Below are 21,745 nucleotides of genomic sequence, written 5' to 3'. Positions count from 1 at the left end.
GATTTGAACCACATCGCTCAGTCCACTGGAATGAAGCGACCGCAGTGTCGCGCGCTCAGGAAGGAGACGGCATGACTCGTATCGACGAAGCAGCAACCATGCGAAAAGTGTACGGGCGCTTGATGCCCTTGCTCTTCGCAATGATGTTCTTCAACTATCTCGACCGCATCAACATCGGCTTCGCAGCCCTCGATATGAACAACGACATGGGCTTCAGTCCTGCCGTGTTCGGCTTCGCGGGGAGTATTTTCTTCGTCGGATACATGCTGCTCGAAGTGCCGAGCAATCTGCTGTTGCATCGTGTCGGCGCGCGCCGGTGGATTGCGCGCATTCTGCTCACGTGGGGCGCAGTGGCAGCCGCCACGGCGTTCGTGTTCAACGACACCAGCTTCTACGTGCTGCGCTTTCTGCTGGGCGTGATGGAAGCGGGCTTCCTGCCCGGCGTCGCCGTCTATCTGACCAAGTGGTTTCCCGAACGTTACCGGGCGCGCGCTGTTGGCGGGTACATCATTGCGGGCTCGTTTTCCGCTGTGCTCGGTGGCCCGATCTCGACGACGCTGATGACCTACGCGAACGGCGTGCTCGGACTGCATGGCTGGCAATGGATGTTCATCCTCGAAGGCGTCCCGGCGATGCTGCTCGGCCTCCTGACGCTGCGCATCATGACCGAGCGTCCCGCCGACGCTGCATGGCTCAGCGACGACGAGAAGCGCTGGCTCGAATCGACGCTCGCTGCGGAACGCGAAGCACTCGGCGGCCATACGCATGTTTCGTTTCTGCGCGTGGCGGGCGATATCCGTGTATGGAGTCTCGCGTGTCTTTTCGGCTGTGCGCTCGTGGGCATTTATGGGCTCTTTCTGTGGCTGCCGCAGATCGTCAAGAGCCTCGGCCATCTGAGCAATATCGAAGTCGGCTTTCTTTCTGCGGCGCCGCCGCTGCTAGGCGTGCTGGGCACGTTCCTGATCAGCCGCAGTTCCGACCGTTCCGGCGACCGCAAGAAGCACCTCGCATTCGTGTATGGCGCGAGCGCGATTGCCATCGCGGGCAGTGCTTATGCGCCGAATCCCGTGATCGCTTATGCGTTGCTGTGCGTAACGGGACTCTTTATTTACGCGGGCAATCCGCTGTTCTGGAGCCTCGCGTCGTCGTTCAGGACAGGCGCGGCGGGCGCCGCAACGATTGCGCTGATCAACACGATCGCGCAGTTCGGCGGACTCGTGGGGCCGTGGAGCATCGGACTGGTGCGCCGAGCGACGGGCAACTTCTCGCTCGCGTTGCTGACTATCGCGGCGTTCCTCGTGATCGCGACGATCATCGCGCTCGTCATGCGTGTCACGCCGCCGGAGGAGGGTGCGCCTTCGGCGCTGGCGGGTGGCGATGCCGCCACGGGCAGCTAATAGCGTTTATCGCAGGTTCATTGGAAAGACTCAAAGGGTTCGCTACATGATCATCGATTGCCACGGTCATTACACGACGTCGCCACGACCGCACGAGGCGTGGCGCGCGAAGCAGATTGCGGCGCTGAAGGACGGCACGCCCGTGCCGCCGCGTCCCGTCATCACGGATGACGAGATCCGCGAAAGCATCGAAACGGGGCAGCGCCGCATTCAACGCGAGCGTGGAACCGACCTCACGATTTTCTCGCCACGCGCTGCGGGCATGGGCCATCATCTCGCAGGCGCGGAGGCGAATGCCGTCTGGTCGAGCGAGTGCAATGACCTCGTGCATCGCGTTTGCTCGCTGTTTCCAAGGCATTTCGTCGGTGTGTGCCAGTTGCCGCAAGCGCCCGGTGTGTCGCCTGCGAACAGCATTGCCGAACTGCGGCGCTGCGTGCAGGAGCTTGGCTTTATCGGCTGCAATCTGAATCCCGATCCGTCGGGCGGGCACTGGTCCGGGCCGCCGCTTACCGATCGCTTCTGGTATCCGTTATACGAAGCAATGGTGGAACTCGATGTGCCCGCGATGATTCATGTGTCGTCATCGTGCAATCCGAATTTTCATGCGACGGGCGCGCATTACATCAACGGCGATACGTCCGTGTTCATGCAGTTGCTCACCGCTGATCTGTTCGCGGACTTTCCAGATTTGCGCTTCATCATTCCTCATGGCGGCGGTGCCGTGCCTTATCACTGGGGACGTTATCGCGGGCTCGCGCAGGACATGAAGCGGCCGTTGCTGCGCGACTATCTGCTGAACAACGTGTTCTTCGATACGTGCGTCTATCACCAGCCCGGTGCCGAGTTGCTTGCGAAAGTGATTCCTGTTGAGAACATTCTTTTCGCGTCGGAAACCATCGGCGCAGTGCAGGGCATCGATCCCGAGACGGGTCACTACTATGACGACACGCGGCGCTATATCGATGCAATCGAATGGCTTAGCGACGCGGACCGGCAGCGCATCTACGAAGACAACGCGCGGACAGTGTATTCACGCCTCACCGCGCAACTCGACAAACAACTGGCAACGGAAGGGGCGACGATATGAATCCGATCGGCTGGCGCGAATATGAATCGGCTCCGCAAGCGAGCCCTGCAACGCTGGCTGCGTTGCGCGAGCTTGCTGTGTCGCTGCTCAGCGACAACATGGCGCGCGCAAGTGGAATAGTGGGCTTGCAGGCGTATCACAGGCCGCATGCGATGGCGGGTACGGCTGTCACGGTGCGCACGCGTGGCGGCGACAATCTCGCGATCCATCGTGCGTTCGATTTTTGCAGGCCCGGCGATGTGCTCGTGATCGACGGCGGCGGCGAACTGACCCAGGCGCTGATGGGCGACATCATGGCGAGTTATGCGGAAAGCCTCGGCGTGCAGGGGCTCGTGATCGACGGTGCGATACGCGATGTCGGCGCGCTGCGTCAACGGGAGTTTCCTGTGTATGCGCGGGGCGTCACGCATCGCGGGCCTTACAAGAACGGGCCCGGGGAAATCAATGTGCCCGTGACGGTTGGACGGATGGTGGTCAATCCGGGCGACATCATCGTAGGCGATGAAGATGGACTGCTGGCGATCGCGCCTTCGGATGTGGAAAGTGTGATCGAAGGCGCACGCAAGCAGGGCGCGAAGGAAGCGGCTGCGTTGCGATCGATTGCGGAAGGCCGTTTCGACCGGACATGGGTGATGCCGCATCGCGATCGGATGATGAACGGGTGAGGTTTCGGTGAGCGGCGCGGCGTGGTTACGTGAGTTGAGGTATAAGGGACGCTCGCGCCGTCGGCATCGAATCAATCTGGAAACAGGCAATATTTCATGACACCCTATGTGGACGCAGCGGCGCTTGTCGCACTTGCTCAGCGCGCTGAGGAAAATGGTTGGGCGCCTTGCTCCTGCACGAAGACGCCGCTGGATGGATGGCAATCGCAACCGCTTTCGCTCGATGAAACGCGGCTTGTCGAGGTGGCTACGCTCATGCGCGAGGATGATCCCGAGCCGACGTTTGCTGAGTATCGGCCGGATAACGTTCAGTACTGGTCGCCGGATGCGCCGATCGCGCCGCGGTACTTTCCGTATAACCGGTGTGGTGTGTGGGAGTGTTCGGAGTGCGGGCGGTTGTACTTGCGTTATACGGAAGGTGGCGGGTATTTCGTTGATCGGCGCATTCGGGCGCTGAAGGCGGGGTTGGTGGAGGATGTGGGGGTTTGAGGTGGGTTTGTTGAGGCTTGGCTGGTGGTGGGTGCCAGTCAAGGTCGGGGTTGTTGGAGACGCCTGATTGGTGAGCTTCTTAATTTGACATAACATAAATTATCAACGGGCTGGTGTCAGAGCTTTTTAGTAATGTCCGGTTCTGGCTATTTACAGATGTCGTGTTTCTGAACGCTGGCAAGCTGGCACCGTGCTGCAACCTTGCAGGAGCCAGCCATGAAACCGGACACCACGCTGGTGAGTCTGAGCATGCGCGAACTGGACAGGCTGAAGGTCATTCAGGCCATCGTTGAGATGGGTCTCAAGCCGGGCCGTGCCGCCGAACGGCTGGGACTGAGCGTGCGGCAGGTCGAGCGACTGGTGAACCGGTATCGGCAGTCCGGGCCGTCTGGCGTGGCGTCCTGCAGGCGTGGCAGACCGGGCAACCGCAAGCTCGACGAAGGTCTGGCGTTGCGGGCCCTGACGCTCATTCGCGAGCGCTATGCCGATTTTGGGCCGACGCTGGCGCGCGAGAAGCTGTGGGAATGCCACGGCATCGGGCTGTGCAAGGAAACCGTCCGTCACCTGATGACGGATGCGGGTCTGTGGGTGCCGCGTGCACAGCGCCCGCCAAAGATCTACCAGCCGCGCGCGCGGCGCGCGTGCCTGGGCGAGCTGGTGCAGATCGACGGTAGCGATCACCACTGGTTCGAGGAACGGGCGCTCGCGTGCACGCTGCTGGTGTACGTGGACGATGCAACCAGCCGGCTGATGACGCTGCACTTCACGGCCACCGATCTAACTGCAAGGACAACGACACCATGAGCGAACACGAAGCACTCGCGACGAGGCCGTTTTGCGGCGCTTTTCCGAAGCCGGTTCACAGAGACCAAATCATCGGCGTATCTGAGCCGTTTCGAGGAATCCGTACGGGTGCCCTATCCGGAGCTGTTGTCGCACCACTGAATCGCCCAACGCTGCGCCGCTTCGATAGCATCCGCGTCAGAGGGATAGTCGCCAAGGTCGCCCGAATATTTCACTTCCACGGCATCTCCGGTCGCCGGGTCGCGCCGGTAGATCTTTGCTCGAGCATAGTAACGGCCGCCTTCATCAAGAGGCGACGCGTTGATGTGAAACTCCTTATAGTCGAAATGCATGACCGCCTCCGAAAAGGTGCCCTACTCGTCGTCGCGCTGGATAAGCTGCGGGCGCCCCGCCGCGTCTGGACCGACGTTCACCAGGTTGTTTCGGTAGTCACAGTCGCGACGGATGAAAGAAAATCCGCTTTCGTCGGTTTGAGCTTCGACCTGATCGAATGAGAAACGTGGATTGCAGTTTCGGCAAGTCCACATGGCTATCTTCGCCGCCGTTTGTGCCGCTTGGGCGGTTGCCTGCTCCGAGGGTCGGCGCGGCAATTCAGGACTCTTGTTCTTTAAGCAGCTTGTTAGCAAGGGCGCGCGCTCCAGCTCAATGTTGCCCTGCGTTCAGCAGCATCCAGACTTGTTTTCGCGGCTCGCCCTTGAGGATACGCGTGAATGCGGCGCTGCATCGCGTGCAGGTGTAGTGCTGCTCAACTTGAGCGTCTTTCACTGCGCCGGCTCCGACCAAGGTCAACGTATCGTGTGGATGTACCGTGGACGGCTGTCCGTAAAGGTCAGCGCATGGCGCGCAGGGTTGAATCCAAAGTTCCACGTCGGGACTCCTGCTCCTTCGACTGTTGTGAAAGCTCGCGGAGCTCGGTATTTGTCATTTACTCAACAGAGTAAACTAGGACTCTCGCGAGATATGCGGATTTACATCGAACTCGAAAAGAACCTGCGAGACGGCTGTTCCAGCGACGGCCCTTGCCTCGATGGTATCGGGTTCCAAACCATGTCCGCTCGCTGTCGCGCCGTTGCTTCCCTCCGGATAGAGAGACACACGCACACCCTTTTCATATCCACCGATGTTCGGCAATCGCTCATTCACTTCGGCAATAAACTCTTCCGGCGAAATCACGGGTTTCGACATGGCAGCGGTCTCCGGGATGTTCTGCGAGGAATCCTAGCATGAGTGCCGTCATCAGCCCTTGCGGCACATATCGCTATCTGGTCAAGAGACAAGCCGAATCAATGTCGCCGATGAAGTCGACCGCGCTGTTCGTCATGCTGAAGTTAACGGCTTAGTGGCAGTAAATGAATCAATTACTTTCAAATCGTCGGTCGCTGTTTTGACTCTCGGCTCCGGAGGAACGGTCACGCTGTCTTGCAAGGCATGCGCGGCTGCTCCGCTGCCCTTGACGGAATTCAACGGGCTTACGATTGACGTAACGACCACTTTCGCTGGCGCCATGCAGCGAATAGACTGAAAGGGAGCATGCAAACAAGGGGGTCTCATGCACACGTTCAGCAAGCGTCAAATTTCTGCAATTGCTGTGCTGCTCTTCTGGCAGGCTGCAGCAGTGGCGCAGCCCGTAGCCTATCCGGCCAAAGGTCAAAGTTCGCAGAAACAGCAGCAGGATCAGTCAGCATGCGCATCGTGGGCCAAATCGCAAACTGGCGTTGATCCTGCAGCGGTGGCTGCCACACCTCCGCCACCATCCGGGCCCGCCGTAGGCGGCGGGGAGCGAGTCGGCGGCGCTGCTCGCGGGGCCGCCGGGGGTGCAGTCATTGGGGCGATTGCTGGCGACGCCGGAAAGGGCGCTGCAGTTGGCGCGGTTGCCGGAACAATGGGTGGAGGAATGCGCGCGCGTCAGAACCAGCGAAATGCCCAAGCATCGGCCCAGGCGCAAAATCAGAATGCAATGGCGGCATTCAATCAGGCATATTCCGCCTGCATGAGTGGCCGTGGGTATACGATGCACTAGGCCCTAAATCTCTAGACCGAAAAGCCTCTTGTGGCAGTGATCCGCGATGCGATTCAGGCGGAATGTATTCGCGGACCACTGTTTCTGCTCATGAGCACATCGGCGAAAGTCAATTTACTTCTGCTCACGCCTTCGACGACGACGACATCGTGAAGACCGAATACCGGAACCGATGTCGTCGCGTCTGATGAACGCCGACTATTCTGGTCACAGGGCGATACAAATGACCGGGCGATCAAAAGTAACGGCCAATCTCCTCTACGCGAGTGTGAGCGGTTTCTTTCGCCTCGAAGATTTTGACACCCACCATGACTGAGTGCTGGGCGGCTCACGATGCTTTCTTCAAAACGATTGTGGCGTTCGCTCGGATACCCACTATGTTTGGTGTGGCTGGTGTTCGCATTAGCCACTTGTGCGCCGTGGCATGACCCAACGACGGATAACGACGCGCCGCTGCGCGCTCGCGCCGTGACGGAGGAGAGTCACAGCGTACGCGTGAGTGCCGCAGTACTCAGCGCAGAGGATAGCAAGCGCATGTTCGGCGCCGATCTATACGCTGTCAACGTGCAGCCTGTATGGCTTGAGGTAACGAATAGAACCGCTCAATCGTTATGGTTGTTTCGGACAGGCGCTGACGGCGGCCACTTTTTACCTTTCGACGTTGTTTGGGCCCTGCATCCGTTACGCGGTGGACCAACTAACGTGCAAGTCGATGACCCGTTCTACAAACTCGCCTTCAAGAATCCAATTCCACCGGGCACGGCCCGCGCGGGCATCCTTTTCACCAATCCGGATCGTGGCACGAAACTCTGCAATATCGAACTGTCCGCAAAAAGCGCGCTGATTCACTTCTCACTCTTCTTGCCGGTGCCGGACGACGGTGGCTTGGATGTCCCCCTCAACAACGCGCGGACGTCGGAAGAACGCGGTGAACTTGCAGTGCGATCTCTTTTGGCTGATTAATCTGGACGCTTGACCTATTCTGATAGAAAACAGGATGAGGGTCGGGCCATCCCTATCACACAATGTGTGACGAGCCTGCTTTTGCTGGTAGCGATGCTGGTTGCGGGCGCCACGGCGGAGGCAACAACAGCACGGCATCCATTGCGTCGGCCGGACTGACCGAATGCGACGCGTCGGTTGTCTTCGCGGAAGGTACCGAAATCATTCCGGAAACCGTCAGCAACAGCGGCGGGGCAATCACGCAATGCAGCGTTTCGCCATCGCTACCCGCGGGCCTTGTCCTGGATCCGCAGACCTGCGCGATCACTGGCACGCCCAAGGTCGTCTCCCCCGCCACCATTTACACGATCCCCAGCAGCAACGCAGCAGTTCCACATGAATCGAGATCGAAGTCAAGGCCGACGCCATTGCACCGACGACGCGACGCACATGATTGACGGCCAGTGGTCCACTATGTGAGCCGAACCGACCTTCGAACTTCGGCTTGAGACCACAGGCGAACGGCTGGAGCTGGCCGAACCCGGAAAATTAGTTCGGATGGTTGACCGCGATCCGTGGTTCAAAGCCAACTTCCGCACCCTTCTCGGACGCTCGACAACCGGTGGGCGTATTTCTCTTTTCGGAAGTGCAATGGTCATTCGAGGCGCTGGCGCCTGACTTTCGTCTCTTTGTACAGTGCGCCAGTTCCGGTGACTGGACTAAGGCAATATAAACGCGGAAGTCACGCGCGACTGGCGGCATCGCACCGCTTGCGTTGCGCCAATCGGACGCGTGGAGATGCGCTATGGAAAACCTCCCGAAAAACTGCTCGACGCTTGCAGTGTTGGCGCTCCTGCTGACTGGATGTGCCGCCGCCGGCGTGCCACAAAGTGGGCCACATCTGAGTCCAACAGAGTGCCGTGACCTTGCCGAGCTTAGACGCAACGCGCCTCCGACGAGGGCGCAACAACAAAGCGAGCTCTCGGCCCTGAGGAAAGCGGGCTACAACCCGTCACCATGGAACGACGACCCAAAGTTCCCAGAGGATCTACACGCCGCGCAGCGCCTGGTCGACCATTGGTTCGAAACAGAGTGCCGGCAGTTTCATCCCGGGTGAGAAGCTCCGGAGCCACCACGGACCTCCTCAGACTTAGCGCGCAGCAACCGTGCGTCGCATTGCAGCGCAGCGCAGCGGTGTGCCGCCAACGACCCGGGGCCACCTTCGCTTCGCTCATCATCGGGATGATCCGGTCTAACAGGGACCGCTGCGTTATATCAATGCGCGGTTTATAACGCTGCACCGGACTCAGGCAGCGCGGATGCTCACGTGCACAGAGCATGGCGAAGGTTCTGACCTGTAAAAAATCCCCGACGGTCGGAACTCGTGCTGGATAGGCCGAGATATCTATCGGTATTCCTGATTGCTTTTCAACCGCCGTCGGCTTGGCCGGAAAACCAACGTCTTTTTCGCGGAGCACCAGGTTCTGCAGGACGCAATCGAACGGAGCCTCGCATCGGACAACCTTTTTCGTCTTTCAGCGGCGGTTTACCGACGTGCCTCATTCGTCGGTTGATCAGATTGGAAGCAGCCAGCTTCTGGCTATGCCCATGAGGCTCAAAATAACTTCAAAGCAAATTAACCCTATTACGTACCATTCCAGTTTGTGGATATTCTTGTTCTCCACAATATCGGCCAAGGTTTGCACGGTGTCCGAGATCAGAGTGAGTTTGCGCTCTAGCGCCGCGTGACGTTCATGAAGTTCAAATTCGTCTTCGAGAGCTGCATACAGACCGCCAAGCGACGGAAATTCCCACAGGATTTCAGGTTTGTCACCGATCTCGGCACGCCCAACCATGCGATGCTCAATCAGTATTAGATTGCCAATTTTCGAAAGAAGTGATCTCGAGTTTGCCATCACCTTTCCGGAGTTAGCCAGTTCCAGCGCAACAGGGGCAATCCCGTCAAATTTACCCGCAACCTCTTTCTCATATAGTGATAAGACGAGGCTCTTCCCGAGTACGTCTGCGATTATCTGTATCTTCTCCAATGTGACCTTGTCCAACGACACGGCGTCGCTCTGTACACCCGGGTTGGATTTTCCGCTGTAAATGTCGAGTTCATCGACCTCGGGGTTGTCGTAAACGTTGGTTATTATGCTTTTGAGAGAACCAATGAAAGCTACTTCATCGTCGGCACGGACGCCGAAAAATACCACGACGCCATAACGAAATAGAACCGCTACGCCATCGTCAGAGCCGACCGTCAGTGTGAGCGGAGTGGTCCCCAAGGGATTGGCGATCTTATAGTTTTTCAGATCAAGCCGGTCTCCAATCAGGCGCGCGCGGGCTTTCACGTGTTGTCGCAAATCGAGAGCGAGCTGGTTCATGTTCTACCCGTCAATCTAACGATCTCCTGCACGACGCATTTTTCCGCACCTGCGCGCCAGCTGTCGTCGATAGCTTGCCTGTCGAACAGGTTATCTCCGGACCGATGGGTCTCTCTCCCTTCTACATGCTGGACCGCCACAATCTCGTTTCCCCACGCACGTTTCGGCTTCGGAGTCGGACCACGCGACATGAACGACTCAAAGCAATTCCTGAGCTAGATTGCGCTTCCGACGCGGCAACGTAGCATGTGAAACTGGCGATTCAATCTCGATGTGTACGCTCTCGACTGTCGTCGTCGCGCATCAGTAAGACAGCGCAATTCGAACACCGCAGGAAACGTTCTGCGACACTGCCGAGCATCAGACGTCTCACGCCCCTGCGCCCATGCGTGCCTAACACGACGAGATCGGCATGAACCTGTTCCGCGTACCGCTGGACAATAGAAGCGACATCGTCCGATAAGGTGGCAGGTTCAACCAGTTCAACGTGACACGTCACATCGGCCGCGGCACACGCCTGCTCTGCGTCAGCGAGCAATACTCTTCCGCTTTTCCGCATGGCGTCCACAAGTTCAACCGGATCAAGATCCGTATATGCAAACACGGGCGCGTGGTCCACGACGTGAATTGCATGCACGATGCCTTGTGTCGACGCAGCAAGCCGCACGGCTTCCCTGAGCGCCAGTCTTGATGAACTGCTTCCGTCAATGGCGACGAGGATCGTCCGGTACATGGCGTACCCTCCAGTGTTCGCTTCGTCTGCGATACGTCTTGCAACGTATCGGAAGTCTTGAGCCTGGCGAATCTCGGGGTTGGCGACTTTTATCCAGGCACGATTCGTGTCGAACGACTTCATCGCTCACTTCGCGCACACGCTTCCGGCATTAAGGACGAGCATGATCCGCCAATCACCTGAATGGCATATTCCAGTGTATGCACAGGGTCGCCCGAGCGTTATTGGACCTTGGTCCAATAACGCAGACGGCAGTGCCTCGTCGATGATCTGCACCACTTCACCCCATCGGATTTTCATACACGCGCTTAATCCACACGGCCTGCAAATTGATATCGGCGAAACGACATACTGTGGGAACTGGGTGTGAAGCCGGAGCGCCGCCCTCAAGGCGGAAGCGTGGGACCAGAGGGAGCGCAACACTGAGTGTGGCAAAACTGCGTTGCCGGATCCCAACGTGTTGCGTTCCCAGAAGAGCATCAACGCAACAAATGGCAATGCTGTGACCACGCAACAGTAAGTACATGAAACGTGGGTATCCTGTGGATAAGTCGGCCGCCTTTCTCGTTGAAATATAAGAAAATCTGAGAAACCAAAGCATCGCAACGTCAGACCATACCTGCCAAGAATCTAACGATTGTCTGTAGCGGCTTGGGATCACGAATCTGGTGTGCCGCGAATTCGCCGCATCATCCCGCTCGTATATGCCGCGGCCTACCGAACCCGGCCGGGAACTGCCGCGAAACGCCTGGTCTCGTTGATGACTCGGCTTGATCACAGCTCCGCGCTGACATAGCCGTAGTAGCGCGGCAGGAAGTCCTTCATCGCGAAATCGCCGAGGCCGCTCCACTTCCATGTATAGAGCTTCATCTTCACACGTCCGGTCGGCAAGTTGGTCGCGTCGGCTTCGATCCGCCGCACGAGAATCCAATGGAGATCGGAAAGCTTGGGCACATGCGCATCGCCTTGGATCACCGCGCTGCGTTTCGCATTCGTGGCCAGGGTCCCGTGCACCAGCATGATGACCACGCAGTCCGGCGCGCGCCTGAACAGACTCGAGCAGCTCGTCAGGTTGGTGCCGGCGGTGCTGAGCCGCGTGCCGTCGCGCGGCGACGTGTAATCGGTGAGCGCCTGGTTCTGTACGGTCCGGTAGCCTGCCTGCGTGAGCAGCGTCGCGATCTGCCCCGGCGTCGTCGCGTGGCTTTCTTTGCTCAGGAAGTCGAAAGCCTGACCGCCGCCCAACGGAGCGGCGACGAACGCTTCGATGTTGCAGCGCAGGCTCCCCAACGCGATAAAGTCGGCCGCCGGACCGCAGGCGGCCGTCCAGCCGTGCCGGAACGGGTTGGCCTGCTGGACATCGACGTCCGTTTCACCGAAGCGTGCAATCCCCTTGTCGAAGAGGTCCCCGACGAAGCCGACGTAGTCCAGAGGACAACCACGCACCACCGGCACCAGGATCGAAGCCGGACCGCAGAAGCCCTGGGGCCCCTGGTTCATCGAACTCGGGCGTCTCACTCGAAGCGCCACCTGCACGGCCACATGGAAGCGATTGACGTTGCTGAAGACGGGGCTCGTTGTCGAACCGCCGGCGACCCAGCTCTGAACCTGCTTCAACGCGGTGAGCCGCTCGGCGCGCAGTTCGGGCCGCGCCCCATAGGAAGCCTTCGTTTCGTTCGTCGTGAGCGTGATCAGTTTCGCAAGAATCGTTTGCGTCTGAGGCAGGTCGAGGACGACATCCGGGTCGAGTTCCGTGTCTTCGCCATAGGTCATCGGCTGGAAAATATCGGCGAGGAACGCCTTTTTCGACTTGCTATCGCCGGCCACCGAGATGGACTTGTCCAGGAGCTCGATCAGTTCATCAAAAGTGAGTGGCATCTGAGGCGGCTCCTTTTCCCGTTTCCGATTCCCGTTTACCTTTCCCGCCAGGCAACGAATCCGCGGGCTTACCGCGGCCCTCCCCTAGCTTAGGAAACGGGCAGGCGCATTCCAAAGTACTTTCGAATATCTTGTCGTGTCGGGTGGTGAACTTCTGGTTCTATCGCATTAAGGAATTTGCAACACGCCCAACTACCCTACGCTGGACGTTTTCGCCCCCGTCACGTCGTAGTGGCTTACAACAGCCGCAGCACGATTCTTTGGAGAAGGCCCAGCAGATCGCGTCGCGTGTCGACGACGAGATGAACGTAAATGGTGTCGTCCCGCACCTGATCGATGATCCGGTTCTTGCCAAAAAGGGCTTGTAGAAAACTGTCATCGACGAAGCCCTCAAGTTCAGCGGGGACGTGGCCGCTTTCGGGAAACTGGCCGATGGACAGGCCCGCCTTGCCCTCGTGGATGCCATAGCAGGAAAGGCGGAACAACACGCGCTACTGAATACAAAGTCACTACATACGTTCGTTAGCGCCCTTAATTTCGCATGGGTGGGCGCTATGGTTACCTGCGATCCGGTGGCACGCTCGCCATGAATTAACCCCGAGTCCTTGCCATCCGCCCAAAACCTGTATAAATTTACAGTACTGTGTTTGCATACAGTATCTCGGGAGGCGTAATGGAGCACCTGGTCAGGGTCTACAACGAGAAGGACCGGCAAACCCTCGAATGGCTTCGCAAGCACGTTGGCGATGCCGCGATCGCCAGCGCTGTCGCGCAGTGCGCCGGATCGGGCAAACCTTATCTCTCGACAGTTTGCAGATGCCTTGGCGTGAGAACTCCGGCGTTTTCCGCGCCGCTTCGACAAACCTCGAGTCTGGTCGCCGACCATTCCCTTGCGACCATCCGGAGCATTCTCGCAGCCAGAACGGCGACAGCAAAACTGGGCGCTGCCAGGCAGGGCACGCACTCCCCTTTGTGACTTCACAATCGGAGACGAATCTGGCGACTTTGTGTGCTGATCTGACTGGGCACTACGCCACTCGGGCATCTGGTGACGCGTGGCCTCCGCCCATTTCCGGAGGGCAACGGATAGGTTCCACGCGCGTCAAAACAGAGATAGTCCACAAATGGGACATTTACTCTGCAGAACTGCGTATCGAAGCCGGTTACAGCGGTTAAACCTCTGCCGCCCGCTTGCCTTGGCGCGGGAGAAACCTCTGCCCGGTACACAGGAAACCCCGTGGCCATGCCGATTGGCAGGTATCAATCCGGCGTGAGACAAAGTTGTCCGTCGCAGGCGGTCGCGCCATGCGGTACCGCATTCGCGAATACGAGTCTCGACGTCAACAGGCTCAAAAAATGGCAACTGGCACAGTGAAATGGCCGATCGTCACGCCGAAAGAGTTTGTCGATGAGATCAATCGCTGAACCACTAATGGCTTGTTATCAGGCTACCGAAAGGCGTGTCCCCTGCTCTTGGAGAGTAGATGGAACCGCACCGCTCTAGCCGTGATTTACAGTGAAGCGTCGGCGAAACTCACCGGGCGTGAGGCCCGTGACTCTGCTAAAAATCTTGCGAAACGCGCCCACGTCCCGGTAGCCCACGTCCCATGCAACCGTCTCGATCGAGGATGTCGTGAACTGCAGCATTTCGCGCGCTTTGCCAACACGCAACTGCTGACAGTAATCGATGGCGGTCATCCCCGTCGCCTGGAGCCAATGCTGGGTTTTCAGCACGGCGGCGTCGCCGTGGATCAGGTTCGGGGAGAAAGCGCTGTAATAGCGTTGCTCGCGCCCGGGCGGATCCACCAGCAGAAATCGGGCCGTCTCGGCCATGATGGTCGGCCCCAGAAAACGGTCGACCAGTTTCAGGCCCAAGTCGATCCACGCCATCAAACCGCCCGCGCAGATGATATCGCCGTCATCAATGATGAGCCTGTCGACATCGAGGCGCACATCAGGAAACCGCGTCCGGAAGATGTCGGCGTGAGCCCAGTGCGTGGTCGCCGTCCGTCCGTTGAGAAGCCCTGTTTCAGCCAGCAGGAAAGCGCCTCCGCACATGGAGCCGAGTGTCGTCCCCGCCCGATGATGCTCGACTAACCAGTCGACGAATGGCGCGGCGTCGTCGTGACTGATCTGTCCACCAAGGCTTGGCGGTAACAGAATGACTGCGGGTGACCTGTCTGCACTTTCGCCCTTGTCATGGTCTCTGACAGGTGCCTTGCCACGTGTACGGGCGTGCCACTGACTGACAAGCAGAAAGGCCGATCCCTCGCTCTGATGTTGTGCGACGAAGCGATTTGCGACTTCGAACAGGTCGCTCAAACCATGTATCGCTGCGAGTTGCGCGCCCGGATAGTGGACGATGCCAATTTCGATTGTCGGGTGAGAAGTCATGTGTCGGTATTGCCACGATGAATGTCGATTTCGACACTGGTGATGATCCTGCGTCAGCCTCATCATGTCCAGACTTTTCGTCAGGACCAGAGAGAGACGCGTAATGGCAGGTCTGATAGCTGAATCCGCTACGACGACTCCGCAGTGGCGGATCGCCGGTGAGTGGCTAGACGTGTGCTCGTGTAACACACCGTGTCCCTGCACCTTCGCGCAAGCGCCGACGGGCAATCACTGTGAAGTGTTATGGGCGTACAGGATCAATGAAGGCTACTACGGCGAGACGCCGATGGCGGGCCTGAAGGTGGTCCTCCTTTCCAGCTTTACCGGGAATCTCTGGGATGGCGCCAGGCTCGAGACAGGTGTCTTCTTCGATGGAGCCGCGAACGAGGATCAGCGGCGGGCGCTCGTGGCGATCTTCACGGGCCAGGCGGGAGGTTGGATGGCGCAGTTCGTGCCTGCCAAAGTAAGCGCGGTGCGGGGCATCGAGTTCGCCGACATTGCGGTGGAGATCGACGGCTCGCTCGAACGCTGGAGCGTGACAGTTGGCGACAAGGTGGATGCGAGCGGCGTCGCGCTGAGCGGGCCAACCTCGGACCCGACGAAGCGGCTGCAAAGCTTCAATCCGCCGGGCAGCGAAGTCGGTCCGACCGACGGAGCCGTGACGTGGGGTAAGAGCGCCAATGGCCGGTGGAGCGGATTCGGCTTTGACCAGAACATTCCGGCTGGTCAGGCGAGCAAGCATATACCGTTCGACTGGCATGGCCCGGACGCGCGATGAGAGCCATTCCTTCCTCATCGCGATCAGCGGTGCACGCGTTAGGCCGGGGGCAGCCCGTACTCGGCTGGACGGTGGTCGTGATGCTGGCAAGTCTCGCTGCCTGGCTCGGCGCGCTAGTGCTGATGAGTGGCATGGACGAGGGGCCGGGGACTCCGCTGCACAACTTGCCGGCCTTTCTCGTCGGCTGGGTCGTCATGCTGACCGCGATGATGCTGCCATCGGAACTCAATTACATCACGGCGTTCGCCGCCGTACTCAGGTCCCGTCATAGCGTATCGGTGGCGTCTGTGAGTCGCGTCTCCAGCTTCATTGCAGGCTACGGCGTCGCGTGGATCACCTACGGCCTGGCCGCCTATCTGCTCGATCTGGTGGTTCGAAGTATCGGCCCGGAATTGATCACGTGGAATCGCGGCGGTCCGTACGTGGCCGGATCGGTGCTGATCATCGCGGGTGTCTATCAGGTCTCGTCGCTGAAGCATGTGTGCCTGACGGGATGCCGCACGCCTCTGTCGTTTTTCGGACGTTACTGGCGGGAAGGTAACGCGGGCGCCGTTGCGATGGGTGTCCGGCACGGACTGGTTTGCGTGGGCTGCTGCTGGGCGTTGATGGCAGTGATGTTCGCCGTCGGCGTCATGAGCCTGACCTGGATGGCCTTGCTCACTCTCTTCATGTTCGCTGAGAAGGTTTTGCCTAAGGGCGAGAAGCTGGCCATTCCGATTGCCGGCTTTCTCTGGGCGATGGGAATCTGGATTGCGATGTCGCCCGCGACGGCACCGCTGCTCAAGGATCCCATGCTGTTCGCCAGTATGTGCCGCGCAAACTGATCGCATGCAAGTCCGGCGGCTAAACGAGTTCTAAAAGCGGCGGCGTTCCAGGTCACAGTGCTGGCGCCCTGCAGTGATACACATCATCGAGGAGCAGGAAAATGACGACGAAGTACAGCGAATTTGAGTTCCGGACGCAACCCTGGTTCGACCAGGATAATTTTCAAGGCTTCAACGCAGCCATACCGATGAAGACGATGGTCATCTGCTGTTTCGACCCACGCGCGTCGGAGGCTCCCCAGGTGGTCGCTGATCATTTCGGCGATGAAATTTATCCGGGCGAGAACGTTCTTGACGAACATGGCAACAAGATCGGGCACACGCGGACGCTGTTTGCTGTCTACTGCGCGGCAGGTCGAGCGGCGTCAGCTTTGCAGTCGGCCGCAACGATGGACTATCTGTTCAGCGTGGAGAACATCGTCGTCGTCCACCACTCATTCTGTGGCGCCACGGCCTTCAGGCCGGACCAGCTGATCGGGAAGTACCACGACTGCCATCACACCGACATCTCGACGATGTTCGATCACGGTAGTCTCGCGATCATGAACTTTGAGGAATCACTCAAGCACGACGTGAAGCTGCTGCGCGACAGCCCTGCAGTGCCAAAACATATCAAGCTCTACGGCTTTTTCTACGAGATGAACAGCGGCGAATTGATCGAGGTCGCGCGCGACATTCCGTCTTGAGCTTCACCCAGACTGCGTCAGTACTACGACAATCTCTTCAAGAACGGCAGACCGTGTGCGCGTGTTCCCGGCAACATGGCGGCTGCCGGCTGGCATGCTGCACGGCTTTGCGAAGCATTCCCCTGGCAACGATGCGCCACCCTGCTCGCCGGTCTACAATCAATGCCATGACCTGCCTGTGCGCGAGGTAGGAGGCATGTGCGGATAGGCCGTTCCGCCACGGGACCGGCAGTCGACCTTAAACAACGGTCGAATCGAAGCGGATCGCGAGTGACGTGCCGGCAAGGGAGGGACGATGCCGCCGCAAGTGATATCCCGCGTGCGCATCAGACGCACCGCGATCACCGTTGCAACTGGCATCGTCAGCCTGGTTGTTATCGGGCGCGTCACGCGTGTCCTGGTCGACTGGCTGTGGTTCTCTTCGGTTGGACATGTCGGCGTTTTCTGGACAATTCTTGACGCCAGGGTCCTCCTGTTCGTCGCCGTGTTCGCCGCCTCGGCAGTCACCATCGCGGTATCCGGGTTTCTTGCGCATCGTTATGCGAGACGCTTCGGTCCCATCCATGCGGGACCGGTTTCTTCGACGGCTGCACTTGAAGTTATCGACGAACTGGCCAGCGAGGTCGCGCCTCGTATTCCATGGCGCTACGCCATCACCGGCGCCGCCGTCCTGCTCGCGCTGTTGATCGCAGCCGGCGAAGTCTCGAACTGGGACATCGTGCTTCGCTTCCTTTATCAAGTGCCGTTTGGGGAACGCGATCCTATCTTTGGCAACGACATCGGCTTCTATCTTTTCTCACTGCCCGTCTACGTGGCGCTAAAGAATTGGCTGCTGCAGGTACTTTTTGGCAGCACAGTCGTCGCGGGAGCCGTCTACGGGCTGCGTGGCGACTTAGCGACCGGGAAGCCGCCGCACGTTCTCTCACGAGCCGCCGCCACGCACGGTTCAGCACTGCTCGGGCTGCTCTTCCTGGTTAAGGCCGGGTCCTACTGGCTCGACCGTTTTATGCTGCTCTACGGCGACAACGGTGTCGTGGTCGGTGCCAGCTATACCGACGTCCACGTCGAGTTGCCAGTATTGTGGCTGCTCATCGGCCTTGCCGCCGGCGCATCCGTCGTTTCGTTGGCCAACATGCGCTGGCGGAGCTATCGTATTCCCGCTGCCGCAGTGCTACTGGTGTTCGGCAGCTCGGTTGTGTTCGCCGTTATCTATCCGGCGATGTTCCAGCGGTTCTATGTCAAGCCGAGCGAACTGAGGCTGGAGACGCCTTACATCGAACACAATATCGCGCTGACCCGAAAGGCCTATGGCCTCGCGCAAATCGCGGTCAGGCCATTCGCTGCCCAGCAGGGACTGAATCTGGCCTCACTGCAGTCCAATCGCGCGACCATCGAAAACATCCGCCTATGGGATCTACAGCCGTTGATGGATACCTATGCGCAGCTGCAGGAAATCAGGACCTACTACCGATTTCTCTCCGTGGACATCGACCGCTACTGGCTCGACGCGGGTTACAGGCAGGTGATGCTCTCTGCGCGCGAACTCGACACGGCGATGCTTCCGGCCAATGCGCAGACCTGGGTGAACCTGCACCTCCTGTTCACGCACGGCAATGGTGTCGTCATGTCGCCAGTCACGGAGAAATCCGCGGAGGGTTTGCCGTCGCTCTACCTGCAGGACATTCCACCTGTCTCCAATGGCGGCCCGGCCATTCGCGAACCGCGCCTCTATTTTGGTCAAGGCGTTCAGGGATACGTCATCGTAAAGGGTAGCGTACCGGAATTCGACTACCCTCAGGGAAAGGAAAACGTCTACGCAGCTTATAGCGGGCACGACGGAGTCGGCATCGGCAGTACCGCACGACGCATTCTCTTCGCCTGGCAGCTCGGCGACCCCAACATTCTGCTAACCAGCTATATCACGGACGCAAGCCGGATCTTGCTTCACCGTAATATCGAGGAACGGGTCCGAACGGTCGCGCCGTTCCTCGATTTCGATCACGATCCGTATCTTGTCGTGAGTAGCGGCCGCCTGTTCTGGATACTGGATGCATACACCACGAGCCGCTGGTTCCCGTACTCCCAGCCTGCCACTGGCGACGGCACGAACTACATCCGGAATGCGGTAAAAGTAGTAGTGGATGCGTATAACGGCACGGTCGAGTTCTTTGTCAGCGATCCTGCCGATCCAATCTTACGGACTTACCAGCGCATCTTCCCAGGCCTGTTCAGGCCTCTCGATGCAATGCCACAAGACCTGCGTCAGCATATCCGCTATCCCGAAGATCTCTTTCTGATCCAGGCGCAACTCTATCGCACCTACCATATGGATGCGCCGGAAGTCTTCTACAACCGCGAGGACCTCTGGCAGTTCCCACGGGAACTCGCCGGCATCGATGCCGGGAACACTCCCGGCGCGCAAATGACGCCGTACTACATGATCATGCGATTGCCCGGCGAGCAGCGCGCCGAGTTCGTACTCCTGCTGCCGATGGTGCCCAGTCAGCGTGACAACATGATTGCGTGGCTCGCGGCACGTTGCGATCCGTCCGAGTACGGCAAGCTCATCGTCTACACGTTCCCGAAGGACAAGCTGGTCTATGGACCGTTCCAGATCGAGGCACGCATCCAGCAAAATACCGAGATTTCACAACAGATTTCACTATGGAACCAGATGGGCTCACGCGTCATCCGTGGTCATCTTGTGGTGGTGCCGATCGAGAATTCGATTCTCTACGTTTCGCCGCTCTACCTGCGCGCAGCGTCCGGGCAGTTGCCGGAATTGAAGCGGGTTATCGCCGCGTATGGTGAGCGTGTCGTGATGCAGGATACCTTGGCGCAAGCCCTTGCAGCCCTCTTCGAGGAAACCTCCCCGGCCATATCGAAGTCGTCAGGCACAGCGGACGCGCGTGCCCACGAGGCGCTCGCACGCTATAACCGCGCGCTCGAACGGCTAAAAGCAGGAGATTGGAGCGGCTTCGGCCTGGAACTCGATGCTCTTCGGCCACTTCTTGAATCGCTGGACGACGGGCGTCCGCAGAATAAAAAGTGACCAGAGAGAATTTCCGGGCGTGCGCAAGCGACGAGGATGAATCGCGAAGCGGCGCAATCGCAGCGCCCTGTCCTGCTTCAGATACCTCAATCGGCGTCAGAACCGATGCACGATACCCACACCCGCGCCGACCACGCTGCGCGATGAAGAAGGCGTCGAGTTGAAGCCATCACCCGTCGTCGCCATCGGGTTGATTACATTGCACGCGCCATTGTTGGCGAGCATCTGGCCGTTCCCGCATCGATACACTAACAACGCATACAGATCCCGCGCGACTGGACAACGAGTAGTACTCGGACAGATTGAACGGCTGGCCCTGCGCACTGCTCCACTTGCTGATTACATAAGGAATCCATATTTTAAGGTGAAAGCCCGGCCCCCTTATCGCGGCACAGTCTTGCATGCTGCTATGAACGGTGGCGGGCGCCACAGACTCGTTCAAGTGGGGTATCAGCAAGAGGCGTGTAAACTCGCGAATACGATTCGAATACAGACTGGAAAACTGCCGATTGCAACTCCCCACGCTACTGCGGTACTTTTCCGACAAGGTTGTTGGTGAGTATTTTGTCTGTCCAGCCCCGCTCAGGAGGGGAGGATGCAACTGCGAATGACGATGAGCTGCCCGATTCGCGCGGGCGTGCTATCAGGGCTGCTCGCACTGCTTTGCACCGACTCGACAGTCGTTGCGAAACGGGATCGCGTGCAGTGGTCGCCTCCCTTGCAACAGTCACCAAGGTACGTCCACGTTACGCCACCCGATGTCCCCGTCCTGGTCCAGCGTGTGGATTTTGTTCTCGACCAGGCGGCCCAGGCTGAAGCAGATGCGAAAAAGAAGCGCAAAGCTGATCAACGCCATGCCGTAGCGCCCGCGACGAAGCCGAATGCAAAGGCGGCTTCCGTACCTGCCGCGTCGGTTGAACCGGCAACAGGCAACCGGCCGCCGTCGAGTGCCAGTTCGGCCAGCGCATCGAGGACGGCGCCCGGCGTGCAATCTGCCGCGTCCGAACCATGGCCGTCGGGGGCCGTCGCGTCAGCGGCGTCTGCTGTCCCGCTTGCGCCTGCGTCTTCCGCTGTTGGGACCGCACGAGCACCCGCAGGGCAGCAGCAGGGAAAACCGGGTGAATCCGCGAACGCAAGCGCGGCAGCAATGGCCAACCCCATCGCCCAGGGCAACGCGCCGCACTCGGGCAGCGGCCGCCCTCTGCCACTGACCAGAGACCAACTGATTGCGTTGATGCCGGGCGCCACCATGCTGAGAACGAATACGGCAGGCGCCCTGCGAGAATGGGTCAACGTCCCCAACGGGACACTGACTGTCTACTGGGCGGGCGGTGGTTTTGCCCAGTCGCACAGCGCAAGCGGCAAGTGGAGCGTAACCGATGATGGCCGCTTTTGCCTCCAGATCGATTGGGAAGACAAGCCTGAAAACTGGTGCCGCTTTCTGGAGCCAACGCCCAAAAAAGGCACGTATCAACCGATCCCGGACGTCGCCGACGAAAAATGGACTCCGCCGACGGATCAGACCGATTGGCGTCCTCTAACCATTCGCCACTAGTCCATTAAGCCGGATGAATCGCACCGGATGCGGCGTTTGGGGCCGGCGTACTTCCTT

The 21,745-nt window shown here is 59.1% G+C and carries 22 protein-coding genes and 2 pseudogenes; 15 read left to right on the top strand and 9 right to left on the bottom strand.

The window, feature by feature from the left end:
• The first annotated feature begins 71 nt into the window (after nucleotides 1–71).
• The 5 genes and pseudogenes from SB822_RS16280 to SB822_RS16260 form a co-directional block, all read left to right on the top strand.
• On the top strand, nucleotides 72–1,397 hold the full coding sequence (locus SB822_RS16280; protein ID WP_410855192.1) for an MFS transporter: 1,326 nt from the start codon (nucleotides 72–74) through the stop codon (nucleotides 1,395–1,397).
• Nucleotides 1,398–1,443: 46 nt separating this feature from the next.
• Nucleotides 1,444–2,484: an amidohydrolase family protein gene (locus SB822_RS16275; protein WP_007583920.1), complete on the top strand. Its 1,041-nt coding sequence runs from the start codon at nucleotides 1,444–1,446 to the stop codon at nucleotides 2,482–2,484.
• Nucleotides 2,481–3,149: an RraA family protein gene (locus SB822_RS16270; RefSeq protein ID WP_007743737.1), complete on the top strand. Its 669-nt coding sequence runs from the start codon at nucleotides 2,481–2,483 to the stop codon at nucleotides 3,147–3,149. The genes SB822_RS16275 and SB822_RS16270 overlap by 4 nt, the downstream gene beginning before the upstream one ends.
• A gap of 96 nt (nucleotides 3,150–3,245) precedes the next feature.
• Nucleotides 3,246–3,638: a hypothetical protein gene (locus SB822_RS16265; RefSeq protein WP_079502870.1), complete on the top strand. Its 393-nt coding sequence runs from the start codon at nucleotides 3,246–3,248 to the stop codon at nucleotides 3,636–3,638.
• A 216-nt stretch (nucleotides 3,639–3,854) separates the two neighbouring features.
• Nucleotides 3,855–4,421, top strand: a pseudogene (locus SB822_RS16260) (helix-turn-helix domain-containing protein); the annotation flags it as partial.
• A gap of 134 nt (nucleotides 4,422–4,555) precedes the next feature.
• On the opposite strand, the gene SB822_RS16255 reads toward SB822_RS16260, so the two are convergent.
• Both SB822_RS16255 and SB822_RS16250 read right to left on the bottom strand, forming a co-directional pair.
• The gene (locus SB822_RS16255; RefSeq protein ID WP_410855191.1) at nucleotides 4,556–4,774 is read right to left on the bottom strand and encodes a hypothetical protein; all 219 of its coding nucleotides are present in this window, start codon (nucleotides 4,772–4,774) and stop codon (nucleotides 4,556–4,558) included.
• A 610-nt stretch (nucleotides 4,775–5,384) separates the two neighbouring features.
• Complete coding sequence (locus SB822_RS16250; protein WP_410855190.1) at nucleotides 5,385–5,627, bottom strand: hypothetical protein; 243 nt, start codon at nucleotides 5,625–5,627, stop codon at nucleotides 5,385–5,387.
• Nucleotides 5,628–5,991: 364 nt separating this feature from the next.
• On the opposite strand from SB822_RS16250, the gene SB822_RS16245 reads away from it, so the two are divergent.
• The 4 genes from SB822_RS16245 (at nucleotide 5,992) to SB822_RS16230 (ending at nucleotide 8,521) form a co-directional block, all read left to right on the top strand.
• Nucleotides 5,992–6,462, top strand: a complete 471-nt coding sequence (locus SB822_RS16245) for a glycine zipper domain-containing protein (RefSeq protein ID WP_079482402.1) — start codon at nucleotides 5,992–5,994, stop codon at nucleotides 6,460–6,462.
• Between the two features lie 534 nt (nucleotides 6,463–6,996).
• A complete protein-coding gene (locus tag SB822_RS16240; protein ID WP_007737722.1) occupies nucleotides 6,997–7,425 on the top strand; it encodes a hypothetical protein in 429 nt (142 codons plus the stop codon).
• A 62-nt stretch (nucleotides 7,426–7,487) separates the two neighbouring features.
• Nucleotides 7,488–7,862 (top strand): Ig domain-containing protein, encoded by a 375-nt coding sequence (locus SB822_RS16235; protein ID WP_410855189.1) that lies wholly within the window; start codon nucleotides 7,488–7,490, stop codon nucleotides 7,860–7,862.
• A gap of 347 nt (nucleotides 7,863–8,209) precedes the next feature.
• Nucleotides 8,210–8,521, top strand: a complete 312-nt coding sequence (locus SB822_RS16230) for a DUF4148 domain-containing protein (RefSeq protein ID WP_086915780.1) — start codon at nucleotides 8,210–8,212, stop codon at nucleotides 8,519–8,521.
• Nucleotides 8,522–8,978: 457 nt separating this feature from the next.
• Here the strand turns inward: SB822_RS16230 and SB822_RS16225 are convergent, their stop codons facing one another.
• From SB822_RS16225 to SB822_RS16210, 4 genes are all read right to left on the bottom strand, one after another.
• Nucleotides 8,979–9,791, bottom strand: coding sequence for an RMD1 family protein (locus tag SB822_RS16225; RefSeq protein WP_007580148.1), 813 nt, complete (start codon nucleotides 9,789–9,791; stop codon nucleotides 8,979–8,981).
• A gap of 262 nt (nucleotides 9,792–10,053) precedes the next feature.
• Nucleotides 10,054–10,647: a universal stress protein gene (locus SB822_RS16220; RefSeq protein ID WP_101541289.1), complete on the bottom strand. Its 594-nt coding sequence runs from the start codon at nucleotides 10,645–10,647 to the stop codon at nucleotides 10,054–10,056.
• Nucleotides 10,648–11,298: 651 nt separating this feature from the next.
• Entirely contained in the window at nucleotides 11,299–12,399 is a 1,101-nt protein-coding gene (locus SB822_RS16215; RefSeq protein ID WP_007580146.1) for a hypothetical protein, read from the bottom strand.
• Nucleotides 12,400–12,635: 236 nt separating this feature from the next.
• Nucleotides 12,636–12,887: a hypothetical protein gene (locus SB822_RS16210; RefSeq protein WP_007580145.1), complete on the bottom strand. Its 252-nt coding sequence runs from the start codon at nucleotides 12,885–12,887 to the stop codon at nucleotides 12,636–12,638.
• A 185-nt stretch (nucleotides 12,888–13,072) separates the two neighbouring features.
• Between SB822_RS16210 and SB822_RS16205 the strand changes: the two genes are divergently transcribed.
• On the top strand, nucleotides 13,073–13,375 hold the full coding sequence (locus SB822_RS16205) for a hypothetical protein (protein ID WP_007737716.1): 303 nt from the start codon (nucleotides 13,073–13,075) through the stop codon (nucleotides 13,373–13,375).
• A gap of 524 nt (nucleotides 13,376–13,899) precedes the next feature.
• Here the strand turns inward: SB822_RS16205 and SB822_RS16200 are convergent.
• Complete coding sequence (locus SB822_RS16200) at nucleotides 13,900–14,793, bottom strand: GlxA family transcriptional regulator (RefSeq protein WP_410855188.1); 894 nt, start codon at nucleotides 14,791–14,793, stop codon at nucleotides 13,900–13,902.
• Between the two features lie 103 nt (nucleotides 14,794–14,896).
• On the opposite strand from SB822_RS16200, the gene SB822_RS16195 reads away from it, so the two are divergent.
• From SB822_RS16195 to SB822_RS16180, 4 genes are all read left to right on the top strand, one after another.
• Nucleotides 14,897–15,571, top strand: coding sequence for a DUF1326 domain-containing protein (locus SB822_RS16195; protein ID WP_201762758.1), 675 nt, complete (start codon nucleotides 14,897–14,899; stop codon nucleotides 15,569–15,571).
• A complete protein-coding gene (locus SB822_RS16190; protein WP_410855187.1) occupies nucleotides 15,568–16,395 on the top strand; it encodes a DUF2182 domain-containing protein in 828 nt (275 codons plus the stop codon). The genes SB822_RS16195 and SB822_RS16190 overlap by 4 nt, the downstream gene beginning before the upstream one ends.
• A gap of 101 nt (nucleotides 16,396–16,496) precedes the next feature.
• Entirely contained in the window at nucleotides 16,497–17,081 is a 585-nt protein-coding gene (locus SB822_RS16185; protein ID WP_410855186.1) for a carbonic anhydrase, read from the top strand.
• 295 nt (nucleotides 17,082–17,376) lie between these two features.
• Nucleotides 17,377–20,133 (top strand): UPF0182 family protein, encoded by a 2,757-nt coding sequence (locus SB822_RS16180; RefSeq protein ID WP_410855185.1) that lies wholly within the window; start codon nucleotides 17,377–17,379, stop codon nucleotides 20,131–20,133.
• A gap of 96 nt (nucleotides 20,134–20,229) precedes the next feature.
• Here the strand turns inward: SB822_RS16180 and SB822_RS16175 are convergent.
• Together SB822_RS16175 and SB822_RS16170 are read right to left on the bottom strand one after the other, a co-directional pair.
• Nucleotides 20,230–20,461: pseudogene (locus SB822_RS16175) on the bottom strand (porin); the annotation flags it as partial.
• A 518-nt stretch (nucleotides 20,462–20,979) separates the two neighbouring features.
• Entirely contained in the window at nucleotides 20,980–21,288 is a 309-nt protein-coding gene (locus SB822_RS16170; protein ID WP_167306752.1) for a hypothetical protein, read from the bottom strand.
• Between SB822_RS16170 and SB822_RS16165 the strand changes: the two genes are divergently transcribed.
• On the top strand, nucleotides 21,281–21,688 hold the full coding sequence (locus SB822_RS16165) for a DUF995 domain-containing protein (RefSeq protein ID WP_007580138.1): 408 nt from the start codon (nucleotides 21,281–21,283) through the stop codon (nucleotides 21,686–21,688). The two genes, SB822_RS16170 and SB822_RS16165, sit on opposite strands and share 8 nt — an antisense overlap.
• The last annotated feature ends 57 nt before the right edge of the window (nucleotides 21,689–21,745 follow it).

The sequence above is a fragment of the Paraburkholderia sp. SIMBA_054 genome, assembly GCF_046534875.1.
GTDB lineage: Bacteria > Pseudomonadota > Gammaproteobacteria > Burkholderiales > Burkholderiaceae > Paraburkholderia > Paraburkholderia hospita.
Note: the sequence above shows the minus strand (reverse complement) of the source record. Positions and strands in the feature narration are given on the sequence as shown.

Coding starts and splice junctions, on each gene's coding strand:
- SB822_RS16280 (WP_410855192.1), top strand. CDS start 72: ATGACTCGTATCGACGAAGCAGCAACCATGCGAAAAGTGTACGGGCGC.
- SB822_RS16275 (WP_007583920.1), top strand. CDS start 1,444: ATGATCATCGATTGCCACGGTCATTACACGACGTCGCCACGACCGCAC.
- SB822_RS16270 (WP_007743737.1), top strand. CDS start 2,481: ATGAATCCGATCGGCTGGCGCGAATATGAATCGGCTCCGCAAGCGAGC.
- SB822_RS16265 (WP_079502870.1), top strand. CDS start 3,246: ATGACACCCTATGTGGACGCAGCGGCGCTTGTCGCACTTGCTCAGCGC.
- SB822_RS16255 (WP_410855191.1), bottom strand. CDS start 4,774: ATGCATTTCGACTATAAGGAGTTTCACATCAACGCGTCGCCTCTTGAT.
- SB822_RS16250 (WP_410855190.1), bottom strand. CDS start 5,627: ATGTCGAAACCCGTGATTTCGCCGGAAGAGTTTATTGCCGAAGTGAAT.
- SB822_RS16245 (WP_079482402.1), top strand. CDS start 5,992: ATGCACACGTTCAGCAAGCGTCAAATTTCTGCAATTGCTGTGCTGCTC.
- SB822_RS16240 (WP_007737722.1), top strand. CDS start 6,997: ATGTTCGGCGCCGATCTATACGCTGTCAACGTGCAGCCTGTATGGCTT.
- SB822_RS16235 (WP_410855189.1), top strand. CDS start 7,488: ATGTGTGACGAGCCTGCTTTTGCTGGTAGCGATGCTGGTTGCGGGCGC.
- SB822_RS16230 (WP_086915780.1), top strand. CDS start 8,210: ATGGAAAACCTCCCGAAAAACTGCTCGACGCTTGCAGTGTTGGCGCTC.
- SB822_RS16225 (WP_007580148.1), bottom strand. CDS start 9,791: ATGAACCAGCTCGCTCTCGATTTGCGACAACACGTGAAAGCCCGCGCG.
- SB822_RS16220 (WP_101541289.1), bottom strand. CDS start 10,647: ATGAAGTCGTTCGACACGAATCGTGCCTGGATAAAAGTCGCCAACCCC.
- SB822_RS16215 (WP_007580146.1), bottom strand. CDS start 12,399: ATGCCACTCACTTTTGATGAACTGATCGAGCTCCTGGACAAGTCCATC.
- SB822_RS16205 (WP_007737716.1), top strand. CDS start 13,073: ATGGAGCACCTGGTCAGGGTCTACAACGAGAAGGACCGGCAAACCCTC.
- SB822_RS16200 (WP_410855188.1), bottom strand. CDS start 14,793: ATGACTTCTCACCCGACAATCGAAATTGGCATCGTCCACTATCCGGGC.
- SB822_RS16195 (WP_201762758.1), top strand. CDS start 14,897: ATGGCAGGTCTGATAGCTGAATCCGCTACGACGACTCCGCAGTGGCGG.
- SB822_RS16190 (WP_410855187.1), top strand. CDS start 15,568: ATGAGAGCCATTCCTTCCTCATCGCGATCAGCGGTGCACGCGTTAGGC.
- SB822_RS16185 (WP_410855186.1), top strand. CDS start 16,497: ATGACGACGAAGTACAGCGAATTTGAGTTCCGGACGCAACCCTGGTTC.
- SB822_RS16180 (WP_410855185.1), top strand. CDS start 17,377: ATGCCGCCGCAAGTGATATCCCGCGTGCGCATCAGACGCACCGCGATC.
- SB822_RS16165 (WP_007580138.1), top strand. CDS start 21,281: ATGGCCAACCCCATCGCCCAGGGCAACGCGCCGCACTCGGGCAGCGGC.